The 21,816-nt window shown below is 51.5% G+C and carries 17 protein-coding genes; 16 read left to right on the top strand and 1 reads right to left on the bottom strand.

Annotated elements, in window-relative coordinates:
* Positions 1–65 precede the first annotated feature (65 nt).
* The 6 genes from BBD42_RS20675 (at position 66) to BBD42_RS20700 (ending at position 5,066) form a co-directional block, all read left to right on the top strand.
* Positions 66–260, top strand: coding sequence for a hypothetical protein (locus BBD42_RS20675; protein ID WP_099519697.1), 195 nt, complete (start codon positions 66–68; stop codon positions 258–260).
* Between the two features lie 213 nt (positions 261–473).
* Positions 474–1,472: a 50S ribosomal protein L11 methyltransferase gene (gene prmA / locus BBD42_RS20680; RefSeq protein ID WP_099519698.1), complete on the top strand. Its 999-nt coding sequence runs from the start codon at positions 474–476 to the stop codon at positions 1,470–1,472.
* Positions 1,469–2,143 (top strand): site-2 protease family protein, encoded by a 675-nt coding sequence (locus BBD42_RS20685; RefSeq protein ID WP_348272572.1) that lies wholly within the window; start codon positions 1,469–1,471, stop codon positions 2,141–2,143. The genes prmA and BBD42_RS20685 overlap by 4 nt, the downstream gene beginning before the upstream one ends.
* Before the next feature lie 166 nt (positions 2,144–2,309).
* Complete coding sequence (locus tag BBD42_RS20690) at positions 2,310–3,089, top strand: RsmE family RNA methyltransferase (RefSeq protein WP_099521720.1); 780 nt, start codon at positions 2,310–2,312, stop codon at positions 3,087–3,089.
* 4 nt (positions 3,090–3,093) lie between these two features.
* Positions 3,094–4,524: a tRNA (N(6)-L-threonylcarbamoyladenosine(37)-C(2))-methylthiotransferase MtaB gene (gene mtaB, locus BBD42_RS20695; RefSeq protein WP_237163172.1), complete on the top strand. Its 1,431-nt coding sequence runs from the start codon at positions 3,094–3,096 to the stop codon at positions 4,522–4,524.
* A gap of 110 nt (positions 4,525–4,634) precedes the next feature.
* Positions 4,635–5,066 carry an NUDIX hydrolase gene (locus BBD42_RS20700; RefSeq protein WP_056029360.1) on the top strand — a complete coding sequence of 144 codons (432 nt, stop codon included), beginning with the start codon at positions 4,635–4,637 and terminating at the stop codon, positions 5,064–5,066.
* Between the two features lie 23 nt (positions 5,067–5,089).
* Here BBD42_RS20700 and BBD42_RS20705 read toward each other — a convergent pair whose 3' ends face one another.
* Positions 5,090–6,064, bottom strand: coding sequence for a Na/Pi cotransporter family protein (locus tag BBD42_RS20705; protein WP_099519700.1), 975 nt, complete (start codon positions 6,062–6,064; stop codon positions 5,090–5,092).
* A gap of 70 nt (positions 6,065–6,134) precedes the next feature.
* Here BBD42_RS20705 and BBD42_RS20710 point away from each other — a divergent pair, with 70 nt between their 5' ends.
* The 10 genes from BBD42_RS20710 (at position 6,135) to BBD42_RS20755 (ending at position 21,815) form a co-directional block, all read left to right on the top strand.
* Entirely contained in the window at positions 6,135–7,547 is a 1,413-nt protein-coding gene (locus tag BBD42_RS20710) for a class I SAM-dependent rRNA methyltransferase (RefSeq protein ID WP_237163173.1), read from the top strand.
* Positions 7,548–7,702: 155 nt separating this feature from the next.
* The gene (addB, locus tag BBD42_RS20715) at positions 7,703–11,278 is read left to right on the top strand and encodes a helicase-exonuclease AddAB subunit AddB (RefSeq protein WP_099519702.1); all 3,576 of its coding nucleotides are present in this window, start codon (positions 7,703–7,705) and stop codon (positions 11,276–11,278) included.
* Complete coding sequence (gene addA / locus BBD42_RS20720) at positions 11,253–15,245, top strand: helicase-exonuclease AddAB subunit AddA (protein WP_099519703.1); 3,993 nt, start codon at positions 11,253–11,255, stop codon at positions 15,243–15,245. Before addB ends, addA begins: the two co-directional genes overlap by 26 nt.
* Before the next feature lie 82 nt (positions 15,246–15,327).
* Positions 15,328–15,945 (top strand): hypothetical protein, encoded by a 618-nt coding sequence (locus BBD42_RS20725; RefSeq protein ID WP_099519704.1) that lies wholly within the window; start codon positions 15,328–15,330, stop codon positions 15,943–15,945.
* A 129-nt stretch (positions 15,946–16,074) separates the two neighbouring features.
* Complete coding sequence (locus BBD42_RS20730) at positions 16,075–16,419, top strand: histidine triad nucleotide-binding protein (RefSeq protein WP_099519705.1); 345 nt, start codon at positions 16,075–16,077, stop codon at positions 16,417–16,419.
* A 42-nt stretch (positions 16,420–16,461) separates the two neighbouring features.
* Positions 16,462–17,391: a polysaccharide deacetylase family protein gene (locus BBD42_RS20735; protein ID WP_099519706.1), complete on the top strand. Its 930-nt coding sequence runs from the start codon at positions 16,462–16,464 to the stop codon at positions 17,389–17,391.
* Positions 17,392–17,546: 155 nt separating this feature from the next.
* On the top strand, positions 17,547–19,481 hold the full coding sequence (locus tag BBD42_RS20740) for an FAD-dependent oxidoreductase (RefSeq protein WP_150131577.1): 1,935 nt from the start codon (positions 17,547–17,549) through the stop codon (positions 19,479–19,481).
* Between the two features lie 100 nt (positions 19,482–19,581).
* Entirely contained in the window at positions 19,582–19,755 is a 174-nt protein-coding gene (rpsU, locus tag BBD42_RS20745; protein WP_046230300.1) for a 30S ribosomal protein S21, read from the top strand.
* A gap of 15 nt (positions 19,756–19,770) precedes the next feature.
* Positions 19,771–20,214 (top strand): GatB/YqeY domain-containing protein, encoded by a 444-nt coding sequence (locus BBD42_RS20750; RefSeq protein ID WP_046229920.1) that lies wholly within the window; start codon positions 19,771–19,773, stop codon positions 20,212–20,214.
* Between the two features lie 212 nt (positions 20,215–20,426).
* Entirely contained in the window at positions 20,427–21,815 is a 1,389-nt protein-coding gene (locus BBD42_RS20755; RefSeq protein WP_099519708.1) for an NfeD family protein, read from the top strand.
* Position 21,816 lies beyond the last annotated feature (1 nt).

A 21,816-nucleotide genomic window follows, 5' to 3' on the forward strand; every position in this document is an offset into this window, starting at 1 on the left:
ATCGAAGTAGGAAGCGGGGCGGTTGAATACCACCCAACTATACGAAGAAGGAGGCTGGGCCCATTATGGCTGATCAACACATACGCGCTGTATTTGAACATTCTGAGGCGGCACAGGGAGCGCTGCGCAAGCTGCAGGCGCTTCGGGTTGATGGACAAGCAGACAGTACGGCACTTACCGCGACGCTTGAAGAGCATGTCAAAGACAGGGCACTGCGTCTGATTGAGGATGCGGGCGGAAGTATGGAGCAATTGATGTAACCGGGCAAAGTTGAGCCGGTGCTGGCGTTCGCAAGCGGAGAGGGCAGGAGCAAGGGGCCTGCCTTCTCTTTTTGCTATGCGCAAAAGATGATTTAACGGCTGGAAAGGCTGTAAAATAGCAGGATTATCACATTTTCAAATACATATTTTGTGCATCAATGCGGATTGGTGTACAATAGATGTTAGTTTTTCACACTGGAGGCGTAGAAGCAAATGAAATGGCATGAACTTACAATCTCGACGACAGAGCAAGCGATTGAGATGATTTCTAACTTTTTGCATGAACGGGATGCGGACGGGGTTTCCATTGAAGAATCCGGCACGCTGAACAAACAACGGGACACGTCCCTCGGCCAGTGGTATGAAACGCCGCTGAATGATATTCCGGAAGGACAAGCCGTTATAAAGGGGTATTTTTCGGAAGGAACAGATATCGCCGCTTTGAAAGCAGAGCTGGTAGCACCGATTGAACAGCTGCGCGAATTTGGCATTGATCCAGGCGATTATGAAATTACTTCGCAAATGGTAGACGAAGAGGATTGGGCGACGGCATGGAAGCAATATTTCAAGCCGCTTAAAGTATCGGATACACTCACGATCAAACCGACGTGGGAAGAATACGAAGCTGCGCCGAATGAGAAAATTATTGAGCTTGACCCGGGCATGGCTTTTGGGACAGGCACACATCCGACAACTTCCCTCTGCCTGCAGACGCTGGAATCCGTCATTAAAGGCGGCGAGGAAATCATCGACGTTGGTACAGGCTCGGGCATTTTGGCGATTGGAGCTTGCAGGCTGGGCGCAAGCCGTGTGCTTGCTCTTGATCTCGATCCAATTGCTGTAACGAGCGCGACGGAAAATGTGCGCCTGAATGGGCTGGAGCAGCAAGTCGAAGTTAAGCTCAGCGATCTGCTTGGCGTATTAGGAGGCAAAGGGGCACGCGGATCTGTCGGCTCTAATGAATCCACGACGGTATCGGTGCCAGTCGATCTGGTCGTTGCGAATATTTTAGCAGAAATTATTTTGCTGTTTATTGATGAGGTGTATCAAGCCTTGAAGCCGGGCGGGCTGTATATTTCCTCCGGTATTTATAAAAACAAGGAAGAGCTTGTGGAGCAGGGGCTAGTGAAAGCGGGCTTTATCGTGGAAGAAACACGCCGCAATGAAGACTGGGTTGTATTCGTAGCACGCAAGCCGCAGGTAGCACAATGAGTATGGAAGGTTGGTTTGCTTATCCGACCGCTGAATTGCCTTTTGCTGTGCTTGTGCTTATTATTGCTTTCACCGTTCACGAGTTTGCGCATGCTTACACGGCGTACAAGTTCGGTGACAATACGGCCTATGATGCAGGCAGGGTAACATTGAATCCGCGCGTCCATTTGGATGTGCTTGGCATGATTTTGATTTTGCTTGCCGGCTTCGGCTGGGCCAAGCCTGTACCGGTAAACCAAAATCGTTTTAAGCATCCGCGATTAATGGGCGTGATTGTGACGGCGGCAGGTCCGCTTAGCAACTTTGTGCTCGGACTGCTTGGCATTATTCTTTATTATCTCAGCATCAAGACGGGGCTGTACCATATGGGCTCCATTGGCGTACAGGATGCTTTGCAAGTGTTTTTCTCGTATTTCATTTCGCTTAACTTTTTGCTGTTTATTTTTAATTTGATTCCATTGCCGCCACTTGACGGCTACCGGATCATTCAAAATCTCGTACCGCTTAAAGTTGGCTATAAAATGGAGCAGAACATGCAATGGGGCATTATTATTTTTCTGCTGCTATTGTTCATTCCACCGCTTCGCGCTGTGACCATTAGTCCGATTCTGAATTATTCGCAGGAATTGGCAGCTTATTTTATGGGCTTGCTCGGCGGGCTGTTTATTTAAATATAGGAAAGGATATGGTTTTTCATCCTTTCTCTATATTTTTACGGGAAACAGCAGCTTTGCCGCCAGTGGACGGAGGGCGGCCGTTTCACCTAGTGTGGCACGGTTTGGTCATGGATTTTCGACATGAAAACATGCTATTATGAAGGATGGTTATGTAGACGATATGCAGCGGTATTTTATAGCGAAAGAGCAGTTTGAAAATAATGAAGTCCGCTTGCTTGGCGAGGATGCATTTCACGCTGTTCGCGTCATGCGGATGAAGGCGGGCGATACGTTTATCGCAAGCGACGGCGAGCAGCGGGTGGTGCTTGCTTCTGTGCGGGAAGCAGCGTCCACCGAGGTTGTCGCGGCTATTGCAGAAGAGCTTCCCCAAAATAGCGAGCCGAGTTGGTCGGTTACGATTGCCCAAGCCTTGCCGAAAGGCGACAAGATGGAGCTGGTCATCCAGAAGGGCACCGAAATTGGCGCTTATTCGTTTGTCCCGTTCCAGTCGGAGCGCATGATCGTGCAATATGACGGTAAGAAGGAAGCGAAGCGCCTAGAGCGTTGGGGCAAAATCGCCAAGGAAGCGGCGGAGCAGTCGCATCGCTGCCGCGTTCCGGCTGTAGAGCCGGTGCGGAGCTGGCGCGAGCTGGTCAAGTCGATCGCTTCCTATGATTTCGTTTTGTTTTGTTACGAACGCGAAGGCGATGCAGCGGAAGGTGTGGGTATTAGACAGGCGCTGAATAGCTGGAGCTCTAACAGAGGCAGCGATACTTCCGCTCCGAGCGTATTGCTAATGGTAGGGCCGGAGGGCGGCTTTACAGAGCGTGAAGCAGATGAGGCAGAAGCAGCAGGAGCCATCATTGTCGGCCTCGGCAAAAGGATATTGCGGACGGAAACCGCAGGTATCGTCGGATTGACATGCTTGCTGTATGAAGCCGGAGAAATGGGAGGAGTATAACAACATGCCATCGGTTGCATTTTATACATTAGGCTGCAAAGTGAATTTTTACGACACGGAAGCAATATGGCAACTATTCAAAAATGAAGGCTACGAGCAGGTCGATTTTGAAGCGACCGCTGATGTTTATTTAATCAACACCTGTACGGTGACCAATACAGGCGACAAGAAGAGCCGCCAAATCATTCGCCGTGCGGTGCGCCGCAATCCGGATGCCGTTATAGCGGTAACCGGCTGCTACGCACAGACGTCCCCGGCCGAAATTATGGCGATTCCTGGCGTCGATCTCGTTATCGGTACGCAGGACCGTGAGAAAATTATGACATTTGTCGATCAAATTCATGCAGACCGTCAGCCGGTCAACGCTGTTCGCAACATTATGAAGACGCGTGAGTTTGAGGAGCTGGATGTGCCGGATTTTGCCGAGCGTACGCGGGCGTTTCTGAAAATTCAGGAGGGCTGCAACAACTTCTGCACCTTCTGCATCATCCCATGGTCGCGCGGGCTGTCCCGCAGCCGGGAGGCGCATAGCGTTGTTGAGCAGGCGAAGCAGCTGGTTACGGCAGGCTATAAGGAAATTGTGCTTACGGGCATTCACACAGGCGGCTATGGCGACGATTTGGATAACTACCGTCTGAGCGACCTGCTGTGGGATCTGGATCATATCGAAGGGCTCGAGCGTATCCGCATCAGCTCGATCGAAGCAAGCCAGATCGATGAGGCGATGATTGATGTGCTGAATCGGTCCACGAAAATGTGCCGCCATCTCCATATTCCGCTGCAGGCCGGCGAAAACTCCGTGCTGAAGCGGATGCGCCGCAAATATACGACCGAGGAATTCGCGGCGAAAATCAAGCGTATCCGCGAGGTTATGCCAGGCGTAGCTATTACAACGGACGTCATCGTTGGTTTCCCTGGCGAAACGGACGAAATGTTCGAGGAAGGCTTCCGCTTTATGGAGGAGCTGGGCTTCTCGGAAATGCACGTGTTCCCTTACTCCAAACGGACGGGTACACCGGCAGCGCGCATGGAGGATCAAGTGGATGAAGAACTTAAGAACGAACGCGTTCATAAGCTGATCGACTTGTCCGAGCGTATGCAGCTTGCCTATGCAGAGAAGTATGTAGGCGCTGTGCTTGATATTATTCCAGAGCGCGACTACAAGGGAGCTCCAGGAACGGGACTCGTTATGGGCTATTCCGACAACTACATTCAAGTGGTATTCAACGGCTCCGAGGACTTAATCGGCAAGCTGTGCCGCGTTAAGGTTACGGAAGCGGGCGTCAATGAATGCCGAGGCCAGCTTGTGCGAGTGCTGGAAGGCGAAGCGCATGCGCTTCGCGGCTCCGAAACTCACAGCTTCGTGCTGGAGCTGGATAATGAGCAAGATCAGCAAGCTGCCGTTCATACAAAAGCGGAAGCACTGAGAGCATAACAAAAGGCCATACATTAGGCTTGAATTTCGGCCGCTGGCTTCGCTAGGAGGAAGCGGCCGAAATTTTCGCTATTGCGATATGATGTCAATCAGGCAAGGGGGAAACAGGTGTGAAGGAAATATCAGCAGGAGGCGTCGTCTACCGCCGCACGGAGGAAGGCAAGCTGCAAATTCAGCTTATTCAGGATCGTTATGGCAAAGTATCGCTTCCCAAAGGCAAGATGGAGGCAGGCGAAACCGTTGAGCAGACCGCATTGCGGGAAATTGCTGAGGAAACGGGGCTTCAGGGCAATATCATAGCACCTATTGACCAAATTAAATATCAGTACCAGCATGATACCTATGGTACGGTCGATAAAGAGGTTCACTATTACCTGGTTGAAGCCATCGGCGGCGATTTGCAAGCTCAAGTAGAAGAAATTCGCGGAGTGGATTGGTTCGAGCCGCTTGATGCATGGAGACGCCAGAAACAATCTGGCTATGACAACAATAATCGGATCGTCTCCGGTGCATTAGAGCTGCTGGGCATACCATTTACATAGTTTTATGGTGCAGCGTTGGAAGTTTAATCTTGGCGGGACATCCGTCGCAGCGCTGGCAAATAGCAGAGCGGAAGGGCAAGCAGCGAGCTGAAAATATTAAACAGCGTTTGCGCATGGGCAATTTGCGCCGCTGGAGCTGCCGTCAGCCAAGCTGACAGTCCAGCGAGCAAGCCGATAAACGGCATAAAGAGCAGCGCGCCGCCGACATTCAGCGTTACATGGGCGAGCGCAACGAATTGACCCGCGCGCGATCCGCCAATAGAGGCGAGCAGCGCAGTGACGCAGGTGCCGATATTTGCGCCCAGCACAACGGCGATGCCGACCTCTAGCGGCATCGCTCCGATTGCCGCAAAACCCATAATAATGGCTATGACAGCCGTGCTGCTATGCACAGCTGCAGTTAGCACCGCGCCGGCGGCCAGCCCCCACCAGAGGCTGTCCGCCGTTTTGCTCATAAACCAGTCAAATAGGGCGCTTTGCTGAATGTCTGGGCCAACGCTTTGCATCATCGCCATGCCGGCGAGCAATATGCCAAAGCCGAGTGTGGCAACGGAAGCGGAACGAAGCGTGTTTAGCCAGCCGCCAGTCCGCAAGGCGGGGATAAGCTGCAGCTCGCCGAGCAGTGCGGTCAGCAGCCACGCGGAGACGGAGAGGATGAGCAGCGGCATTGTGAGACGCTCAAGGCTAAGTCCGAGCAGCTCCGTCGTCAGGCAGGTGCCGATGTTGGTGCCAAGAATGATGCCGAGCGTTCGCGGAAAGGTGAGCAGTCCGGCATTGACGAGACCTATAGAGATGACGGTTACGGCTGTGCTGCTTTGAAGAAAAGCAGTAGAGATGGCGCCAGCCGCCAGTCCGTGAATGGGCGTAGCGGTAAAACGCTGCAAAATACGATTCAATTGCGTTCCGGCAAGGCGATGCAGCGCCAGCTCCATCAGCTTCATGCCGCTTAAGAACAAAGTAAAGCCGATTGCAATCGGCAAAATAATAGAATGAAGCATGGGCTGATTCTCCTTTTCTAAAAACGAGTGACAGGTGTACCCATACATATATGCAGCAAACAAGACAAGCATGACAAGCATGAGAGAGGTTGGTTTTGCCATTATGACGAAAGCAAGGATAGCGCTGCAGCGCGGGCGCAAAAAACGTTTGGAGCAGGGCCACCCCTGGGTATATGCAAGCGAAATTGATAAAATGGAAGGCGCCGCAGAGCCGGGCGGCTTGGTTGATGTAGTCAGCCACCAAGGACGTTATCTGGCGACGGGCTATTGGAATCCAAAATCGCAAATTACGGTGCGCATTGTTTCGTACAAGCCGCTGGAGGCGATGGATGCTGCTTTTTTCCAAGAGCGTTTCCAGCAGGCGAAGGAGCATCGCAGCCGTTTTGTACCGGATCAGGATTGCAGGCTCGTATACGGAGAAGCTGATTTCCTGCCAGGGTTGACCGTTGACCGCTTTAATGATGTGCTGGTTATCCAATTGCTGACGCTTGGCATGGACATTCACCGTGATGCGATCATTGAAGCGCTTATCGAGGTGTTTGAGCCGCGCGGCATTTATGAGCGCAGTGATGTCGGTGTCAGACAGCTGGAGGGCTTAGAGAAGCGTACAGGTGTGCTATACGGGGAATGCCCGGCCATATTGGAGATCGAAGAAAATGGGCTAAAGCTTGAGGTTGATATAGTAGAAGGCCAGAAAACAGGCTATTTCTATGACCAGCGTGAAAATCGCGCCTCCATTGCTCCGCTGATGAAGGGCTGGGGCCACCGCAGCGGCATTAAACTAATGCCGAAGCCAACTGAGGCGGGCAGTGCGAATGCAGAGACAGCAGGTGAACTCGTCCCAGTCAATGCAAATGGCAAAGAAGTGACCTTCCCCTATTGGGACGGTGCGACGGTGCTGGAATGCTTTGCTCATACGGGCAGCTTTACGCTGCATGCTTGCAAATACGGGGCAAAGAAAGTGACCTGCCTGGATATTTCCGAGCATGCGATTGATACGGCGCGCCGCAACGTGGAGCGCAACGGTTTTACCGATCGCGTACAGTTCGTCGTAACCGATGCTTTTGACTACTTAAGGCAGCAAACGAAGGGGCTGGAGGAGCGTTTGGAGCGCAGCCGTGCAGGCACGGATACGTCCAAGCCGATCAGCGGCGGCGGCCAAACTTGGGATGTTGTCATTTTGGACCCTCCGGCGTTTGCCAAAACAAAAAATGCGGTAGCAGGTGCTGTCCGCGGCTATAAAGATATTAATTTGCATGGCATGAAGCTGGTAAATGAAGGCGGCTATCTGGTAACGGCGAGCTGCTCGTACCATATGCGTCCTGATTTGTTTCTGGAGACGATCCAGGAGGCCGCTTCTGATGCAGGCAAGCTGCTCCGGCTCGTGGAATGGCGAGCGGCGGGCAAGGATCATCCGCAGCTGCTTGGCGTAACTGAAGGACATTACTTGAAATTTGCCATCTTTGAGGTGCGCAGCAAATAACGGAAACCTCTTGAACGGCGAGTGTGCTTATGGCTCGTTCAAGAGGTTTTTTTGCCCAATATTTAAGAACGTATGTTTGAAGGACCCGTGAAAAGTCGCGGCGGGTATGGTAGTATGGTTGATAATAGACAGGTTACGGAAGGAAGGGCTGCAGGATGCCGCTTCAATTAGTGCTGGGCCGCTCGGGAGCGGGAAAAACGACATATTGCCTGGATGAGATTCGCGGCAGGCTGAGCGCTGACCCGGACGGGCCTCCGCTTATTTTGCTCGTGCCGGAGCAGGCGACCTTCCAATCCGAGTACACGCTGCTTCGAGGCAGCGGATTGCAGGGGATGATTCGGGCGCAAGTGCTGAGCCTTCGCCGGCTTGCTCTTCGCGTTATGCAGGAAACCGGGGGGGCCGCGCTTATTCCAATCGGCGACGAAGGCAAAAACATGCTGCTGTACAAAATCGTGCAGCGTCTGGGCGATCAATTGGAGCTATTCGAGCATGGTGCTAGAAAGCCTGGTTTCATTGAGCGTCTGGGCGAGCTGTTGACGGAATGGAAGCGATATGGCATTAATCCGGCGATGATTGCAGAGCGCAGAGAAGAAGCCGCTTCTGCGTTGCAGGACTCGGCGCTGCTGAAACGCAAGCTGCATGACTTGCAGCTGGTATATGAAAGGCTGGAGGAGGAGCTCGCCGGGCAGTATGTGGATTCGGAGGATTATTTGGCCCATCTGTCAGCGGGGCTGTCTCAATTTTCATCGATTCGGGACACCGAAATTTGGATTGACGGCTTTAATGGCTTTACGCCAAAAGAATATGTCGCGCTTAGCTCGCTTATTAGCATGGCGAAGAAAGTGACAATTACGCTTAAGCTGAATCGTGCCTATGCGGCTGGAGAGCGGCCAGTTGAGCTGGATTTGTTTCATCCTACAGCGGACGCGTATGTAAAGCTGAGGGAGCTAGCGGAGGGCTTAGGCGTTGAGCTTCTGGACCCTATTATGCTCGGTGGTACAGGAAATGTTGTAGGTGAAGCAACGGGCAGGTTCAGCAGCAGCCCAATGCTGGCTCATTTGGAGCGCCACTACGGTGGACGGACACAAATGGCGCTTCCAAATCCGGCTATGCTCGATGCTGCCAGTCCCTTATGCGGTTTATCGCTGCATGCGGCGGCAAATCGGAGAACCGAGGTGGAGCTGCTGGCGCGCGATATGCTGCGCAGAGTCAGGGAAGATGGCCTAAGCTGGCGCGATATGACGGTTATGGTGCGCAATGCGGGGGATTACAGCGACTATATCGAAGCAGCGTTTCAAGAATGCAGCATCCCTTATTTCCTTGATCAGAGGCACACGACCGTCCATCATCCGCTGGTCGAGTTTATTCGCTCCGCCCTGGAGACGGTGCTGCATAATTGGAGCTATGAGGCGGTATTCCGCTGCATTAAGACCGAGCTGCTGTTTCCGCTTGATGGAAGCATTCCCCGCGACCAATTTGATTGGCTGGAAAACTTCGTATTGGCGGCGGGCATCGATGGCTGGAAGTGGCTGGATGAAAAAAGATGGCGTCCATTCATCATCGAGTCGCTGGAGGAAGAGCAGGATGCAGCGGCTAATGCGCCATCGCAACGTGCGAAGGCGGAGTTCGAGGCGGTCATGGCCGCGCGCGGTGTAATCGTTCCGCCTTTGCAGCAGTTTGGCAAAGAGCTGGAGAAGGCTTCAAATGTCACCATGATGTGCGAGGCGCTATATCGCTTGCTTGAGCGTACGGGGGCTGCGGAACGTCTGGAGCGCTGGAGCCGCGAGGATAGCGAGGCTGGCCGAGTACAGCGCTCACGCGGTCATCGCCAGCTGTGGGATGGGGTCATGAATTTGCTAGACCAATTAGTGGAGTTAGTTGGCAATGAACCGCTGTCCGCTGATATTTTCGTGGGCATGCTTGAGACGGGCTTGGAAAGCCTCAAATTAGGAGCCATTCCGCCTGCTCTCGATCAGGTGCTAGTGGGCAGCATGGACCGAACGCGTTCCAGTCAGGTACAGATCTGTTACGTTCTGGGAGCTAATGATGGCGTCATGCCGATGCGTTTTCAAGAGGATGGCGTGCTGACGGATCAGGAGCGGGAGCGGCTGGCTGAAGAAGGCTTGGTCATGGCGCCGGGCCTCAAGCGGAGGCTGCTGGATGAGCGTTTTCTGATTTATAGTGCCCTTACAACGCCGAGCCGCCATTTGTGGATGAGCTGGTCGGAGGCTGATGAAGAGGGGAAAAGCCTGCTGCCATCGGAAATTATTAGGCAGGTGAGGCAGCTGTTTCATGGATTGCCGATACAGCAAGTGCAGGCGGAGCCAACGCAGACTATGTCGGTAAAGGAGCAAAGGGAATATGTTCAGCATCCAGAACGGGCCTTGTCGTATTTAATAACGGAGCTGCGGGCTTGGAAGCAGGGAAGCGAGATCGCTCCTTTTTGGTGGGAGCTTTACAATTGGTTCGCCGTACGTCCGGAATGGCAGACGAAGCTATCGCTGCTTACAAAATCCCTTGGTTATGTGAATCAGGAGGAGCTGTTGACCGCTGATACGGCACAGCAGCTTTATGGCGTTCGCTTGAGAGCGAGCGTATCGAGAATGGAGCGTTTCGTTTCGTGCCCTTTTCAGCATTTTGCGATTCACGGACTGAAGCTGCGCGAGCGGAAAATGCACCGGCTGGAGGCGCCGGATGTAGGTCAGCTGTTTCATGCTGCGCTCAGCCGTTTGGCTGGAGAAGGCGGGCTTGGCCACGCTTTCGGCTCGGCTTCCGAGCGTCAGATCCGCGAGGCGGCGGTTCAAACGGTGGACGAGCTTGCACCAAGGCTGCAATCGCAAATTTTGCTGAGCAGCGGCCGCTATCGCTACATTGCCCGCAAGCTTAAGGAAATTGTAGCGCAGGCTGCCATTATGCTGAGCGAGCATGCCCGCCGGGCCGCATTCCAGCCCGTCGGGCTTGAGGTTGATTTTGGGCCGGGCGGCACACTGCCGCCGCTTATTATTCCTTTGCAGGACGGACGTTCTATGGAAATAATCGGGCGAATTGACCGGGTTGATGCTGCGGATACGGAGCAGGGACTATTGTTGCGCGTGCTGGATTACAAGTCTAGCGTGACCCAGCTGCGCCTGGAGGAGGTGGCCTTTGGGCTTTCCCTGCAAATGCTGACGTATTTGGACGTATTGGTGACGCATTCTCCCGGCTGGCTTGGAAAGCAGGCATCGCCTGCGGGCGTGCTTTATTTTCACGTGCATAATCCGCTGCTTGCGCTTTCTAATCAAATGAACGAAGCGAAAATCAAAGCAGAGCTGCGCAAACGGTTTAAGCTGAGAGGGCTCGTTACGGCAGAAGCGGAGGCGGTGCGCCTCATGGATGATCAGCTGGAAACGGGACACTCCGAGCTATTGCCTGTAGCGCTCAAGAAGGATGGGGCGTTCTACAGCAGCTCCTCCGTCGTGACGGACAAGCAGTGGGACATTTTGCGGGATTCTGTCAGGAGGACCATTAGCGGAATTGGCTCGGAAATCAGCTGTGGCAAAGTATCGATTGAGCCCTACAAGCTGGGAACCAAAATTCCATGCCAATATTGTGATTATAAGGCGGTCTGCCAGTTCGATCCGCTGTTTGACGGCAATGAATATGTGCGGCTTCGCAAGCCTTCAACGGAAGAGCTATGGCAGCGGCTGGAGAAAGGAGAAAGCATCGATGACGGACATGGTCAACACCATTAAACCGGAAGGCAGCACTTGGACCGATGAGCAGTGGAGCGCCATAGTAACGGAAGGATCCAACATTCTAGTAGCTGCTGCTGCCGGCTCGGGCAAGACGGCTGTGCTGGTGGAGCGCATTATTCGCAAAATTTCATCCTCGACCGATGTGGACCGCCTGCTCGTTGCCACTTTTACGAAAGCGGCAGCTGCGGAAATGAAGGAGCGGATTCGCATTGCGCTGGAGAAGGAGCTGGATCGGCAGCCTGACTCTGAGCATTTGCGTCGCCAGCTTGCGCTTATGAACAGGTCGTCGATCACGACGCTGCATTCTTTTTGTCTCGATGTCATTCGCCGTTATTATCCGCTGATTGGGCTTGACCCTGGCTTTCGCATCGCCAATGAAACGGAGAGCGAGCTGCTGCGGATGGAGGTGCTGGATCAGCTCTTCGAGGAAAAATATGACGAGGCGGATGCCGATTCTGGCGCTGGTGGCGCTTTTCTGGCGCTCGCTGACCGTCTGGGCGGAGAGCGTGGGGATGAGCCGCTGTATAAGCTCGTACAGGACCTGTATGCTTTTGCGCAAAGCCACCCATGGCCCGTAGAATGGCTTCGCGAGACGGCCGATAGCTTTAATTTGCAAAATGCAGCCGAGCTTCAGCACAGCAGCTGGGTTGCCAGCTTGCGGGCTGATGTGGAGCTGGCGCTCGCCGGGGCGGAAGCGCTGCTGCGGAAGGCGCTTGATTTGACGCGCGAGCCTGCGGGACCGGCACCTTATGCCATCAATTTCGAGGATGATTTAGCACTTGTTCTCATGCTTAAAGCTGCTGTACAGGATAGACCTTGGGAGCAATGGTTTGAGCCATTTCATACAGTGGAATTTGGCAAATTGAAGGCTATGCGCGGCGACGAGTATGATAAATTGCTGCAGGAGCAGGCGAAAGATTTGCGAGACAGCGCCAAGAAGCTGCTGGGCACGCTAGCCGAGGAGCTGTTCGGCCGTACGCCGGAGCAGTTTTTGGAGGAGCTGCAGGAGCTGGCTCCATTAATGGCAGCGCTGAGCGAGCTCATTATTGATTTTGGCAAAAGGTATGAAGCAGCGAAACGGGAGAAGGGGCTGCTTGATTTTGGCGATTTGGAGCATTATTGCTTGCGGATATTGCGCACGGAGGATTCTTCCGTGAAGCGGACGCTGCCTTCGCCTGCGGCGCTGGAATACCAGAACCAATTCGATGAAATTTTGCTGGATGAATACCAGGACATGAATATGGTGCAGGAGGCGATAGTAACGCTGATCTCAAGACCGGGAGCGGGGAACCGTTTCATGGTTGGCGATGTGAAGCAAAGCATTTACCGCTTCCGGCTCGCGGAGCCAAACCTATTCATGCATAAATATAAAAGCTACGCCGTACAGGCTGCTCTGCCCGGCACGGCTGAAGCAGATAATGAAGCTGCAGCCTCTGCACAGTCAATAACTGAAGCAGCTTCTTCGGCTGGCCATTCAGCAGGCTTGCGCATTGATCTGGCACGCAACTTCCGCAGCCGTCAGGAGGTAGTTGACGGCGTAAATAATGTATTTCGCGGCATAATGCGGGAGTCCGTAGCCGAAATGGATTATGATCAGCGCGCGGAGCTGGTATGCGGCGCTTCCTTCCCGGCAGCAGAGGAAGCAGGAGAATTTGAGGTGGAATTGGTCGTCATTGATAAGGCTGGCTCCTTCATGGCGGAAGATAAAGCGCAGCCGGAGGATGAGGAAGAAGGGCTGGATGCGGCCGAGTCGGCCGAGGATTTGCAGACGGCGCAGCTGGAAGGGCGGCTAATTTCCCGGAAAATCCAGTCGCTTATGGACAGCGGCTACCGCGTTTTCGACGGAAAAAGCAAACGGACCCGTCCGCTGGAATGGCGGGATATCGTTATTTTGCTGCGCGCGACATCGCAATGGGCGCCAATTATTATCGAGGAGCTGCAGGCAGCTGGCGTGCCCGCCTATGCAGAGCTGAGCAGCGGCTATTTTGATGCCATAGAAGTGCAGACTGTATTGTCGCTGCTGCGAGTCATTGACAATCCTTATCAGGATATTCCGCTCGCGGGCACGCTGCGCTCCCCTATTTTTGGCTTGGATGCCGAGGAGCTGGCGCTTATAAGGATTGAAAAATCCGGCGTCAGTTATTTTGAAGCGCTGCTGGCCGCAGAAGGCAGCTTAACGCTTCCAGAGCCGCTGCGCCAGAAGCTGACCCAGTTTCTCGCGCAGCTTGAGCGCTGGCGCAGTGATGCCAGACAAGGGGCATTAGCTGACCTCATTTGGCGTATTTACCGTGAGACCGGTTATTATGATTTTGCTGGCGGTCTCCCTGGCGGCACACAGCGCCAAGCGAATTTGCGCGCTCTGCATGACCGTGCCCGTGGTTATGAAGCGACCTCCTTTCGGGGCCTGTTCCGGTTTTTGCGTTTCGTAGAGCGAATGCGCGATAGCGGAGGGGATCTCGGCACGGCAAGGGCGCTTGGCGAGCAGGAAAATGTCGTCCGCATTATGTCGATCCACAAGAGCAAAGGGCTGGAGTTTCCCGTCGTGTTCACGGCAGGTCTTGGCAAGTCATTTAACCAGCAGGATTTGCGCAGCGCCTTTCTTCGCCATAAGCAGCTCGGATTCGGCCCGCGATTTGTAGATCCCCAGCAGCGGGTCAGCTATCCAACTCTGCCATTTCTAGCGATTCGCCGCAGGCTGCGCATGGAAATGCTAGCCGAGGAAATGCGGATTTTATATGTGGCTCTCACCCGCCCGAAGGAAAAAATGTTTCTGGTCGGTACGGTATCAGATGCAGCTAAGAAGCTGCCGGGCTGGCTGGCAGCTGTTGACGCAAGCGGACGCATACCGGATTTTAAGCTGGCTGCGGCATCGACTTTTTTGGATTGGCTTGGTCCACTCGCCGCATCAAGCTTTGCGCAGCAGGAAGCGGAACAAATCGCTCAGCTATCCGGCATGAAAAGGCTGGAATGGCGATCGGGCTTCGTTGCAGCTGCGATGTTCAGCAGTGAAGCAGCTGCAGCGCTTGAGCAAGATGCTAACCATGAAGAGAGAGAACTGCGGCTGCAGGGCGTTCTTTCGCTGGCTCAGCTTGAGCTGCAGCCTGAGGAGCAGGATAGCGAGCTGCGCGAACGATTGGATTTTCATTATTCTCATCAAGCTGCAACTCTTTTGCCTGCCAAAACGTCTGTTACTGAGATTAAACGTCTTCACGGCGAAGCTTTTACTGATCGCGAAGCCGCTCCTTTGTTTGAAGCTGGAGAGGCAGCGACGAATGATATAGAGGCAAGCGGCAGTCATTCATCGTCCGAACGGCAGGATTACCAGGAACAATCGGATTATATGAAGCAGCAAGGTGAAGCGATTAATAGCAATGACCTGCAGCTGCAGCCCGGAGGCTCATTCCGATTGCGCCGTCCGCGGTTTATGGAACAGATTTCACTCACAGCAGCAGAGAAAGGCTCTGTCAATCACCTTGTCATGCAGCATTTGCCGCTTAAGGACACTGTCGATGAGCACGTCGTTTTGCAGATTACCCAGAGCATGATTGAACGCCAGCTGTTAACACCGCGCCAGGCGGAAGCCATCGACAGCATGAATATTGCTGCTTTTTTCGCAAGCCCTCTCGGCTTGAGGCTGCTCGCAGCAAATGAGGTCAAGCGCGAGGTGCCATTCAGCTGTATGCTGCCCGCCTCGCGGGTACATCCTTCCGTTGCTGAAGAAGCAAAGGACGAACAGATTTTAATTCAAGGCGTTATGGATTGCGTGTTCGAGGATGAACATGGACTGGTGCTGGTCGATTATAAAACGGACCGGATCATCAATCAGCAATGGGAGCGTGCAGCCGAGCGCCATCGGTTTCAGCTGGAGCTTTATGCGGAGGCGCTCGAAGCCGTTTTGCTGCGCAAGGTAGCAGAATGCCATGTGTTCTTTTTTGATGGCGGGCAGTCGGTGCGACTTCGTTGAAGCTGAAGCAGCACCTTTATAGCCAAGAGGTAGCTATAGCAGGAGTTATAGTAAGGCGATTTAATTATAGGGGGAAGAAAGCGTGTCAGTAGAGCAACAACCGCCGAAGAAAAAGCCGATTGCATTGGCAATCACAATCGTGCTGCTTGTATGCAGCCTTAATGGGAATATGTTTTTATATTCGCAATATTTGTCCAACATTCAAGAGAAAAAATATGAGACAGGCCAGCGAGTCGCTTCGGACGCGATCGGAGCCGTAGCATTTTATAATGCGATATTGCCAGAGCTTGAGAAGCTTGGGAAATCAACAGAGCTTTTGGGGCGGAATGAGGCAAAATTCAGTGCTGGTGCGGCTTTCCGAAATGTGGATCATGTGCTGGGTTTTCTGAAAGAAGCACATCAGTATAACGGCACGGAGTTTGCTGCGGACAAGCTGGAAGCTTATTTTAACGCGGTGCAGCAGTCGCTGGCCAAGATTGGCGGCCACGAGGGTGCCCTGACGGCAGCCGAGCAGGATTACCTTGCGAAGCTTCAGGAAGCATTCCATTTGCAGTTGGAAGCTGTAACAGCTTTTAATGCAGATGCATTAGAAAGCAGAAGCTTGTCGATTCAAATCGGCAATGGCTACAACAATTGGCTGGAAATTGCGGATAAGCTGGAGCAGGCGATTGACGACCACACAGACGTTAAGCTGCAATAGCAGTGAGCCGCCAAAATCCTATGCCCATCTATATTTTACTCTGCAGGAAGCCGGATGGGATTGGACGAGCTTTGCTCATTCCGTTATGATGGAAGAAGGTTGTATAACATAATTTAGGGGGAGTTTTGAATGGATTGCATTTTTTGTAAAATTGTCGAAGGCACATTGCCATCAACTAAAGTGTATGAGTCGGATACAGTAGTTGCTTTTCAAGATATTAAACCGGAAGCGCCCGTACATATTTTAATCATTCCTAAAAAACATATAGCTACGATGAATGATGTGACTGCAGTTGACGATACTATCATGGCAGAGCTGTTCACAGCCGCACGTCAAATTGCGATTGAGCTGGGGATCGCTGAGTCTGGCTACCGTTTAATTAACAATGTGAATAGCGATGGCGGCCAGTTGGTATACCATTTGCATTTCCATTTGCTCGGCGGAGAGAAGCTCGGCGCCTTGAATGCAAAATAGCGCAAGCCTAACGTGTATTAAACGTTTTTGAAAGGAGTTTGCATGGCTCGTTACAGAAAGTATATCGCTGCCGGTTTGTTTTCCTTCGTCCTGCTTATTGCTGCTTATGCTACGGCAGTAGCCCATCCGGGGACGGTTGTTACGAAAAAAATCTGTACCTCATGGGAAATGGCCAAAAATAAAGCTTTTATTATAAAGCATAAGCAGGCTCTTAAGCCGTTAGCTGATTCAAAACCTCTGGCACTGGCAGGAAATGCTGAGCGGGTACCTGTGCTGATGTATCACTACATCACGCCGAAGGCTGACAATAGCGAGCCAGACAATCATTCCATTATTGATTTGGAATCGTTTGAGCAGGGAATGGAATATTTGCACACGAACGGTTATAAGACAGCGACGATGGAGCAGTTGGAGAAATATATTAATGGCGAAGGCGTCCTGCCTGAAAAATCGGTCGTCATTACCTTTGATGACGGTTATCAAAACAATATCGTGTATGCTTATCCAATTTTGAAAAAATATGGATTTCATGCGGCGATGTTTGTCGTAGGCAGCCATATTCAACAGAAGACGGCGATATTTAATTCGAAAAAATCGAGCTTTCTTTCCAACGACGAAATGAAAGCGTCGAGCGACGTATTTGAATATCACAGCCACACCTTTGATTTGCACAAAAAAGAGACGGCGCTTTGCGGTATTGCTTATTCATCGCTTGCTGATGCCAGCTTGATTACAAGCGATATTCACAAAATAAAAGAGCTGGGCATCGACTCGCCATATTTTGCTTACCCTTACGGCGAGATGAATACACAGATTATTTATCATTTGCGTGAAAATGGTTACCGGATGGCGTTCTCCGTTCGCAGCGGTTTTGCCCAGCCGGGAACACCGCCTATGAAGGTTCCAAGGCTGACTGTTATTTCATCGACGGATATGCACACGCTGCTTCATCCAGAAGCTAGCTTGCATTGATGCAATCAAGTGCAGCAGCTGCAGCAACCACATCATACGCAGGCTTCTAAGTAGAAGTGGAGGCCTGCTCTTTTTTTTTCGACCAATGAAATCTATTAATCTAGCAATGAAAGCTTTGCTGCTTGGCGGCATTCATAATTCGGAGGTTATTTTAGTTGTTGAAGACGAAATATAAGATGTTGACGATCGTTGCTCTCGCTTTTTTGATGCTGATCGGTTGCTATTATTTATATAAATTTAAAGTAGCTTCTATCGATCGTTTGTCCATTGACCGTGTTCAGGCGCCATTTACGAAGGTTGAATCGGTTGCTACGGTACAGTCAAGCTATGATTTAATTGTTGTCGGCACAGATCCGGAAGGCATAATGGCTGCTGTGTCTGGAGCGAGGAATGGGCTGAAAGTACTGCTGCTTGAAGGAAGAGACCGCGATATTTTGGGCGGCTTAATGACGCTGGGCGGGCTGAATACGCTTGATTTGAATTATTCCCCGAATCAGCCGTGGTACTATCGCTATTTGCACAAATCGAAGTTTTTGAACGAAGGCTTGTTTCAGGAATGGTTTGATCAGGTAGAAGGCAGTTCCGTTGATACTCATACGGCGGCCAACGTCTTTTACAAGATGGTTAAACAAGAACAAAATATTGATTTGCTCATGCATGTGCAAAAGATGGAGCCGATTTTGCAGCAGTCCGGCGAGAATATGCAGCTAATGGGGCTGACCATTACTAAACCGGATGGCGCGACCGAGAAGGTAGAGGCGAAGGTAGTCATTGATGCTACGCAGGATGCGGATATCGCTGCTGCTTCAGGTGTGCCTTTCTCCATTGGGCGCCAGGATATTGGCGAAGGCAAAGCGAAGATGGCGGCAACGCTCGTGTTTAGAATGGATAATGTGACGAACGAGGCTTGGCGGAATTTCAAAGGTCTCGAGGGCTTGGGCTTAGACAGCACAAGCATTTGGGGATTTGGCGATGCTAGAAAATATCCGCCAAGCGATCCGAACAAGGTGAAAATCCGCAGCCTTAATATTGGCAGAGAAAACAATGAGACGATGCTGTTTAATACGATGCAAATTTACGGAGTCGATCCGCTTGATCCAGATTCGGTGGCTCGAGGAATGGAAGTTGGCAAAAAAGAAGCGCCGCTCATCGTCGATTACTTAAAGAAGACATACCCGGAGTTTGCTAATATGAACTATGCAGGTACGGCTACTGAGCTTTACATACGGGAATCCCGGCATATTTACGGCGAATACAGGCTGTCGCTTGCCGATGTATTGGAAAACCGGGATAAGTGGGATGCGATTGCTTATGGCTCCTACGATGTCGATATTCAAAGCATCAACTACAGCGATGTGGGCACAATTATGCTAAGCCCGATGCAATATGGCGTTCCATTCCGCAGCTTGGTGCCGCTTAAAGTTGACGGTCTGCTCGTTGTTGGGCGCACAGCCAGCTTTGATACGATCCCTCACGGCAGCGCAAGGGTCATTCCGCTCGGCATGGCGACGGCAGAAGCGGCCGGAGCAGCGGCAAGCCTTGCGATTAGCAACGACATGACGGTAAGGGAGCTGTCCCAATCGACGAAGCTTATCAGCAAGCTGCGCAAAAAGCTCGTTAAGCAGGGCATGGACTTGACGTATGAAAAGTTTGAACAGCCGGCTTACATGAAACACAAGGACTTCAAGGGCCTTGTGACAGCAGCGAGCATGTATATGACGTCGGGAAGCTATTCCAATGAGGCATGGGATCTCGATGGCACGATGAGCATAGGGCGCTATTTGAACAAGCTTAGAACGCTCAAAAAAGCGCATCCCGACCAGTTCCCTGGTTTTCCTGACGGTGCGGTCAAGGATATGAAGGATTTATTGACGGGGCCATTGACATTGGAGCAGGCGGCCTATATGCTGGCACTGACGGCTGGACTCGATACGACGAGAGAAACAGCGCTTAAGGATCTCGTTTCCCGCGGCTGGATTAGCGAGGAAATCATTGGTCAGATGCTGAATGTAAAAGAGCTGACGAATGGGGATACTTACATGATGTTCTACGATATTTTGAAAAATGGATTTGGCATTGTTTACGAGTGAAATTAGTGAGTTGACACTGTATTTTGTTTTGACTTATAATGGAGTTTGATAAACCGTGTTTAATGCTCTGGACGGTCTGTTTCGGAGGGAGGGAAAACTTGTGTCTGAAACTAAGGTTAAGAAAAACGAAACCATTGACTCTGCACTTCGCCGCTTTAAACGTTCTATCGCTAAAGATGGCGTGTTGGCTGAGGTTAAGAAACGCAAACATTATGAAAAGCCGAGTGTAAAGCGTAAGAAGAAGTCCGAGGCTGCTCGTAAGAGAAAGTTTTAGGAGGCTCCTAGTATAATGAACCTGAGCGAAAGATTGAACGACGATATGAAGCAGGCCATGAGGAATCAGGACAAGTTCCGGCTTACAACCATTCGTATGATGCGTGCGTCAGCTAAAAACTTGGAAATTGATTTGAAGCGTCCTCTGGACGACAGTGAAATGCTTGATATCCTAAGTCGTGAGATCAAACAACGTAAAGATTCCCTCCAAGAATTTAGCAAAGCCGGCCGTGAGGACCTGGTAACAGGTCTTAACGCAGAAATTGAAATTATTAGTCAATACCTTCCCACGCAGCTGACCGAAGAAGAGATAAAAGCGATAGTAACGCAGACCATCCATGAACTCGGTGCTTCTTCCAAAGCCGAGATGGGGAAAGTCATGGGCGCCTTGTTGCCAAAAACGAAAGGGCGCGCTGACGGTAAACTAGTAAATCAGCTCGTACAACAATTTCTGCAATAACGATATGTTCGGACGAAAACATCCCTTCCAAGGGGTGTTTTTTGCTTTTAATACAGCTAATTTTAAATGGATACTCGTTGAAAGCGGTCTGTCATAGCCCCAATTATGTATGTCCCCATAAATTGATGTAAGCTATTTAAGCTTATTTTGCAACGTTTCAGGGTAATCCATCGTAATAACGAATATAATGGATATAAAGGAGGGGTGGAAGGTTGAATATAAAAAAATGGCGCCAAACTGCTTTTTGGGCGAAATTAGCTGTTTTCTCAGCATTGGTTGTTGCTTTAGGCAGCGGCCTGGTTGCCGGATTGCAGCCTGTGAAGGCACAGCAGCTTGCAGCGGATGAAGCTGGAGGAGCGGTCTACATTGTTCCAGTCAAACAGACGATTGAGAGTGGACTTAAGTCATTTTTGGAGCGCGCTTACAAAGACGCGGCTGAGGCAAAGGCGGAACGTGTCGTTCTCGTTATTAACACGTTCGGCGGAGAAGTGACGAGCGCAGAGGAGATCGGGGAGGTCATCCGGAAAAGCGCCATTCCAACAACCGCGTATATTGAAGGAAAAGCGGTGTCGGCAGGTACTTACATTGCGCTTAATGCGCAAAATATTATCATGGAGCCGGGAAGCACAATTGGCGCTGCTGCTGTCGTTGATGGCGGAGGGCAATTGATTGACAACCCGAAGATCGTCTCCTATTGGACGAAGACGATGATGGAGGCTGCAAAGCTTAATGGCCGGGATGCGAACATTGCAGCTGCGATGGTTGACACGACAGTGGAGCTTAGCTTGCCGAAAGCAGGCATAGAGAAACCGGCTGGGGAAATATTGTCCCTATCCGCCGATGAGGCACTGGCCAGCGGTTACGCTGAGCATATCGCAGCTTCTGTAGGAGAAGCTATTACATGGTTGAAGCTTGATCAGAAGCAGCTCATTTCGTTTGAGCCCTCGCTTGCTGAGAAAGTGTCACGTTGGCTCATTAATCCGTATGTGATGACGGTGCTGCTCATAATTGGCATTGCGGGCATCGTAGTTGAGCTGCTGATGCCGGGCTTTGGTGTACCGGGCATACTAGGCATTATCTCCTTCAGCTTGTATTTCTTCGGTCATTATGTTGCCGGGTTTGCAGGCATGGAATCGATTGTTCTTTTCGTAATAGGCTTGGCTTTGCTTATTATCGAGGTATTTGTTCCAAGCTTCGGTATTTTGGGACTGCTAGGCGGCGCAGCGCTTGTTGCTGGTGTAGTTACTGCGGCATCCGATCCGATGACAGCATTTATTTCGCTGGTCACGGCACTCGTAGTGGCTGTTCTTGTGATGTATTATATTTTCAGGAAATATAGACATAGAGGGATTTGGAACAAATTCATTCTTCGCGATAAGCTGACGAAGGAAGAAGGATATGTATCCGCCGATGAAAAGGACAGCCTGCTGGGACTTGAGGGGGTTACACTTACTCCGCTAAGACCTGCCGGAACGGTACAAATCGGCGATCAACGGATTGATGTCGTAACATCAGGCGAGTTTATTTCAACTGGAGCAAGCGTTGTAGTCGTCAAAGCAGAAGGTACTTGGGTAGTAGTGAAAGAGACAATGAAAGCATAAC

Source organism: Paenibacillus sp. BIHB 4019 (genome assembly GCF_002741035.1).
In the GTDB taxonomy this organism is placed as follows: domain Bacteria; phylum Bacillota; class Bacilli; order Paenibacillales; family Paenibacillaceae; genus Pristimantibacillus.

What these genes read in the sequence shown, in the direction of transcription:
- BBD42_RS20675 (WP_099519697.1), top strand. Translation starts at nt 66, where the DNA reads ATGGCTGATCAACACATACGCGCTGTATTTGAACATTCTGAGGCGGCA.
- prmA (WP_099519698.1), top strand. Translation starts at nt 474, where the DNA reads ATGAAATGGCATGAACTTACAATCTCGACGACAGAGCAAGCGATTGAG.
- BBD42_RS20685 (WP_348272572.1), top strand. Translation starts at nt 1,469, where the DNA reads ATGAGTATGGAAGGTTGGTTTGCTTATCCGACCGCTGAATTGCCTTTT.
- BBD42_RS20690 (WP_099521720.1), top strand. Translation starts at nt 2,310, where the DNA reads ATGCAGCGGTATTTTATAGCGAAAGAGCAGTTTGAAAATAATGAAGTC.
- mtaB (WP_237163172.1), top strand. Translation starts at nt 3,094, where the DNA reads ATGCCATCGGTTGCATTTTATACATTAGGCTGCAAAGTGAATTTTTAC.
- BBD42_RS20705 (WP_099519700.1), bottom strand. Translation starts at nt 6,064, where the DNA reads ATGCTTCATTCTATTATTTTGCCGATTGCAATCGGCTTTACTTTGTTC.
- BBD42_RS20710 (WP_237163173.1), top strand. Translation starts at nt 6,135, where the DNA reads ATGACAAGCATGAGAGAGGTTGGTTTTGCCATTATGACGAAAGCAAGG.
- addB (WP_099519702.1), top strand. Translation starts at nt 7,703, where the DNA reads ATGCCGCTTCAATTAGTGCTGGGCCGCTCGGGAGCGGGAAAAACGACA.
- addA (WP_099519703.1), top strand. Translation starts at nt 11,253, where the DNA reads ATGACGGACATGGTCAACACCATTAAACCGGAAGGCAGCACTTGGACC.
- BBD42_RS20730 (WP_099519705.1), top strand. Translation starts at nt 16,075, where the DNA reads ATGGATTGCATTTTTTGTAAAATTGTCGAAGGCACATTGCCATCAACT.
- BBD42_RS20735 (WP_099519706.1), top strand. Translation starts at nt 16,462, where the DNA reads ATGGCTCGTTACAGAAAGTATATCGCTGCCGGTTTGTTTTCCTTCGTC.
- BBD42_RS20750 (WP_046229920.1), top strand. Translation starts at nt 19,771, where the DNA reads ATGAACCTGAGCGAAAGATTGAACGACGATATGAAGCAGGCCATGAGG.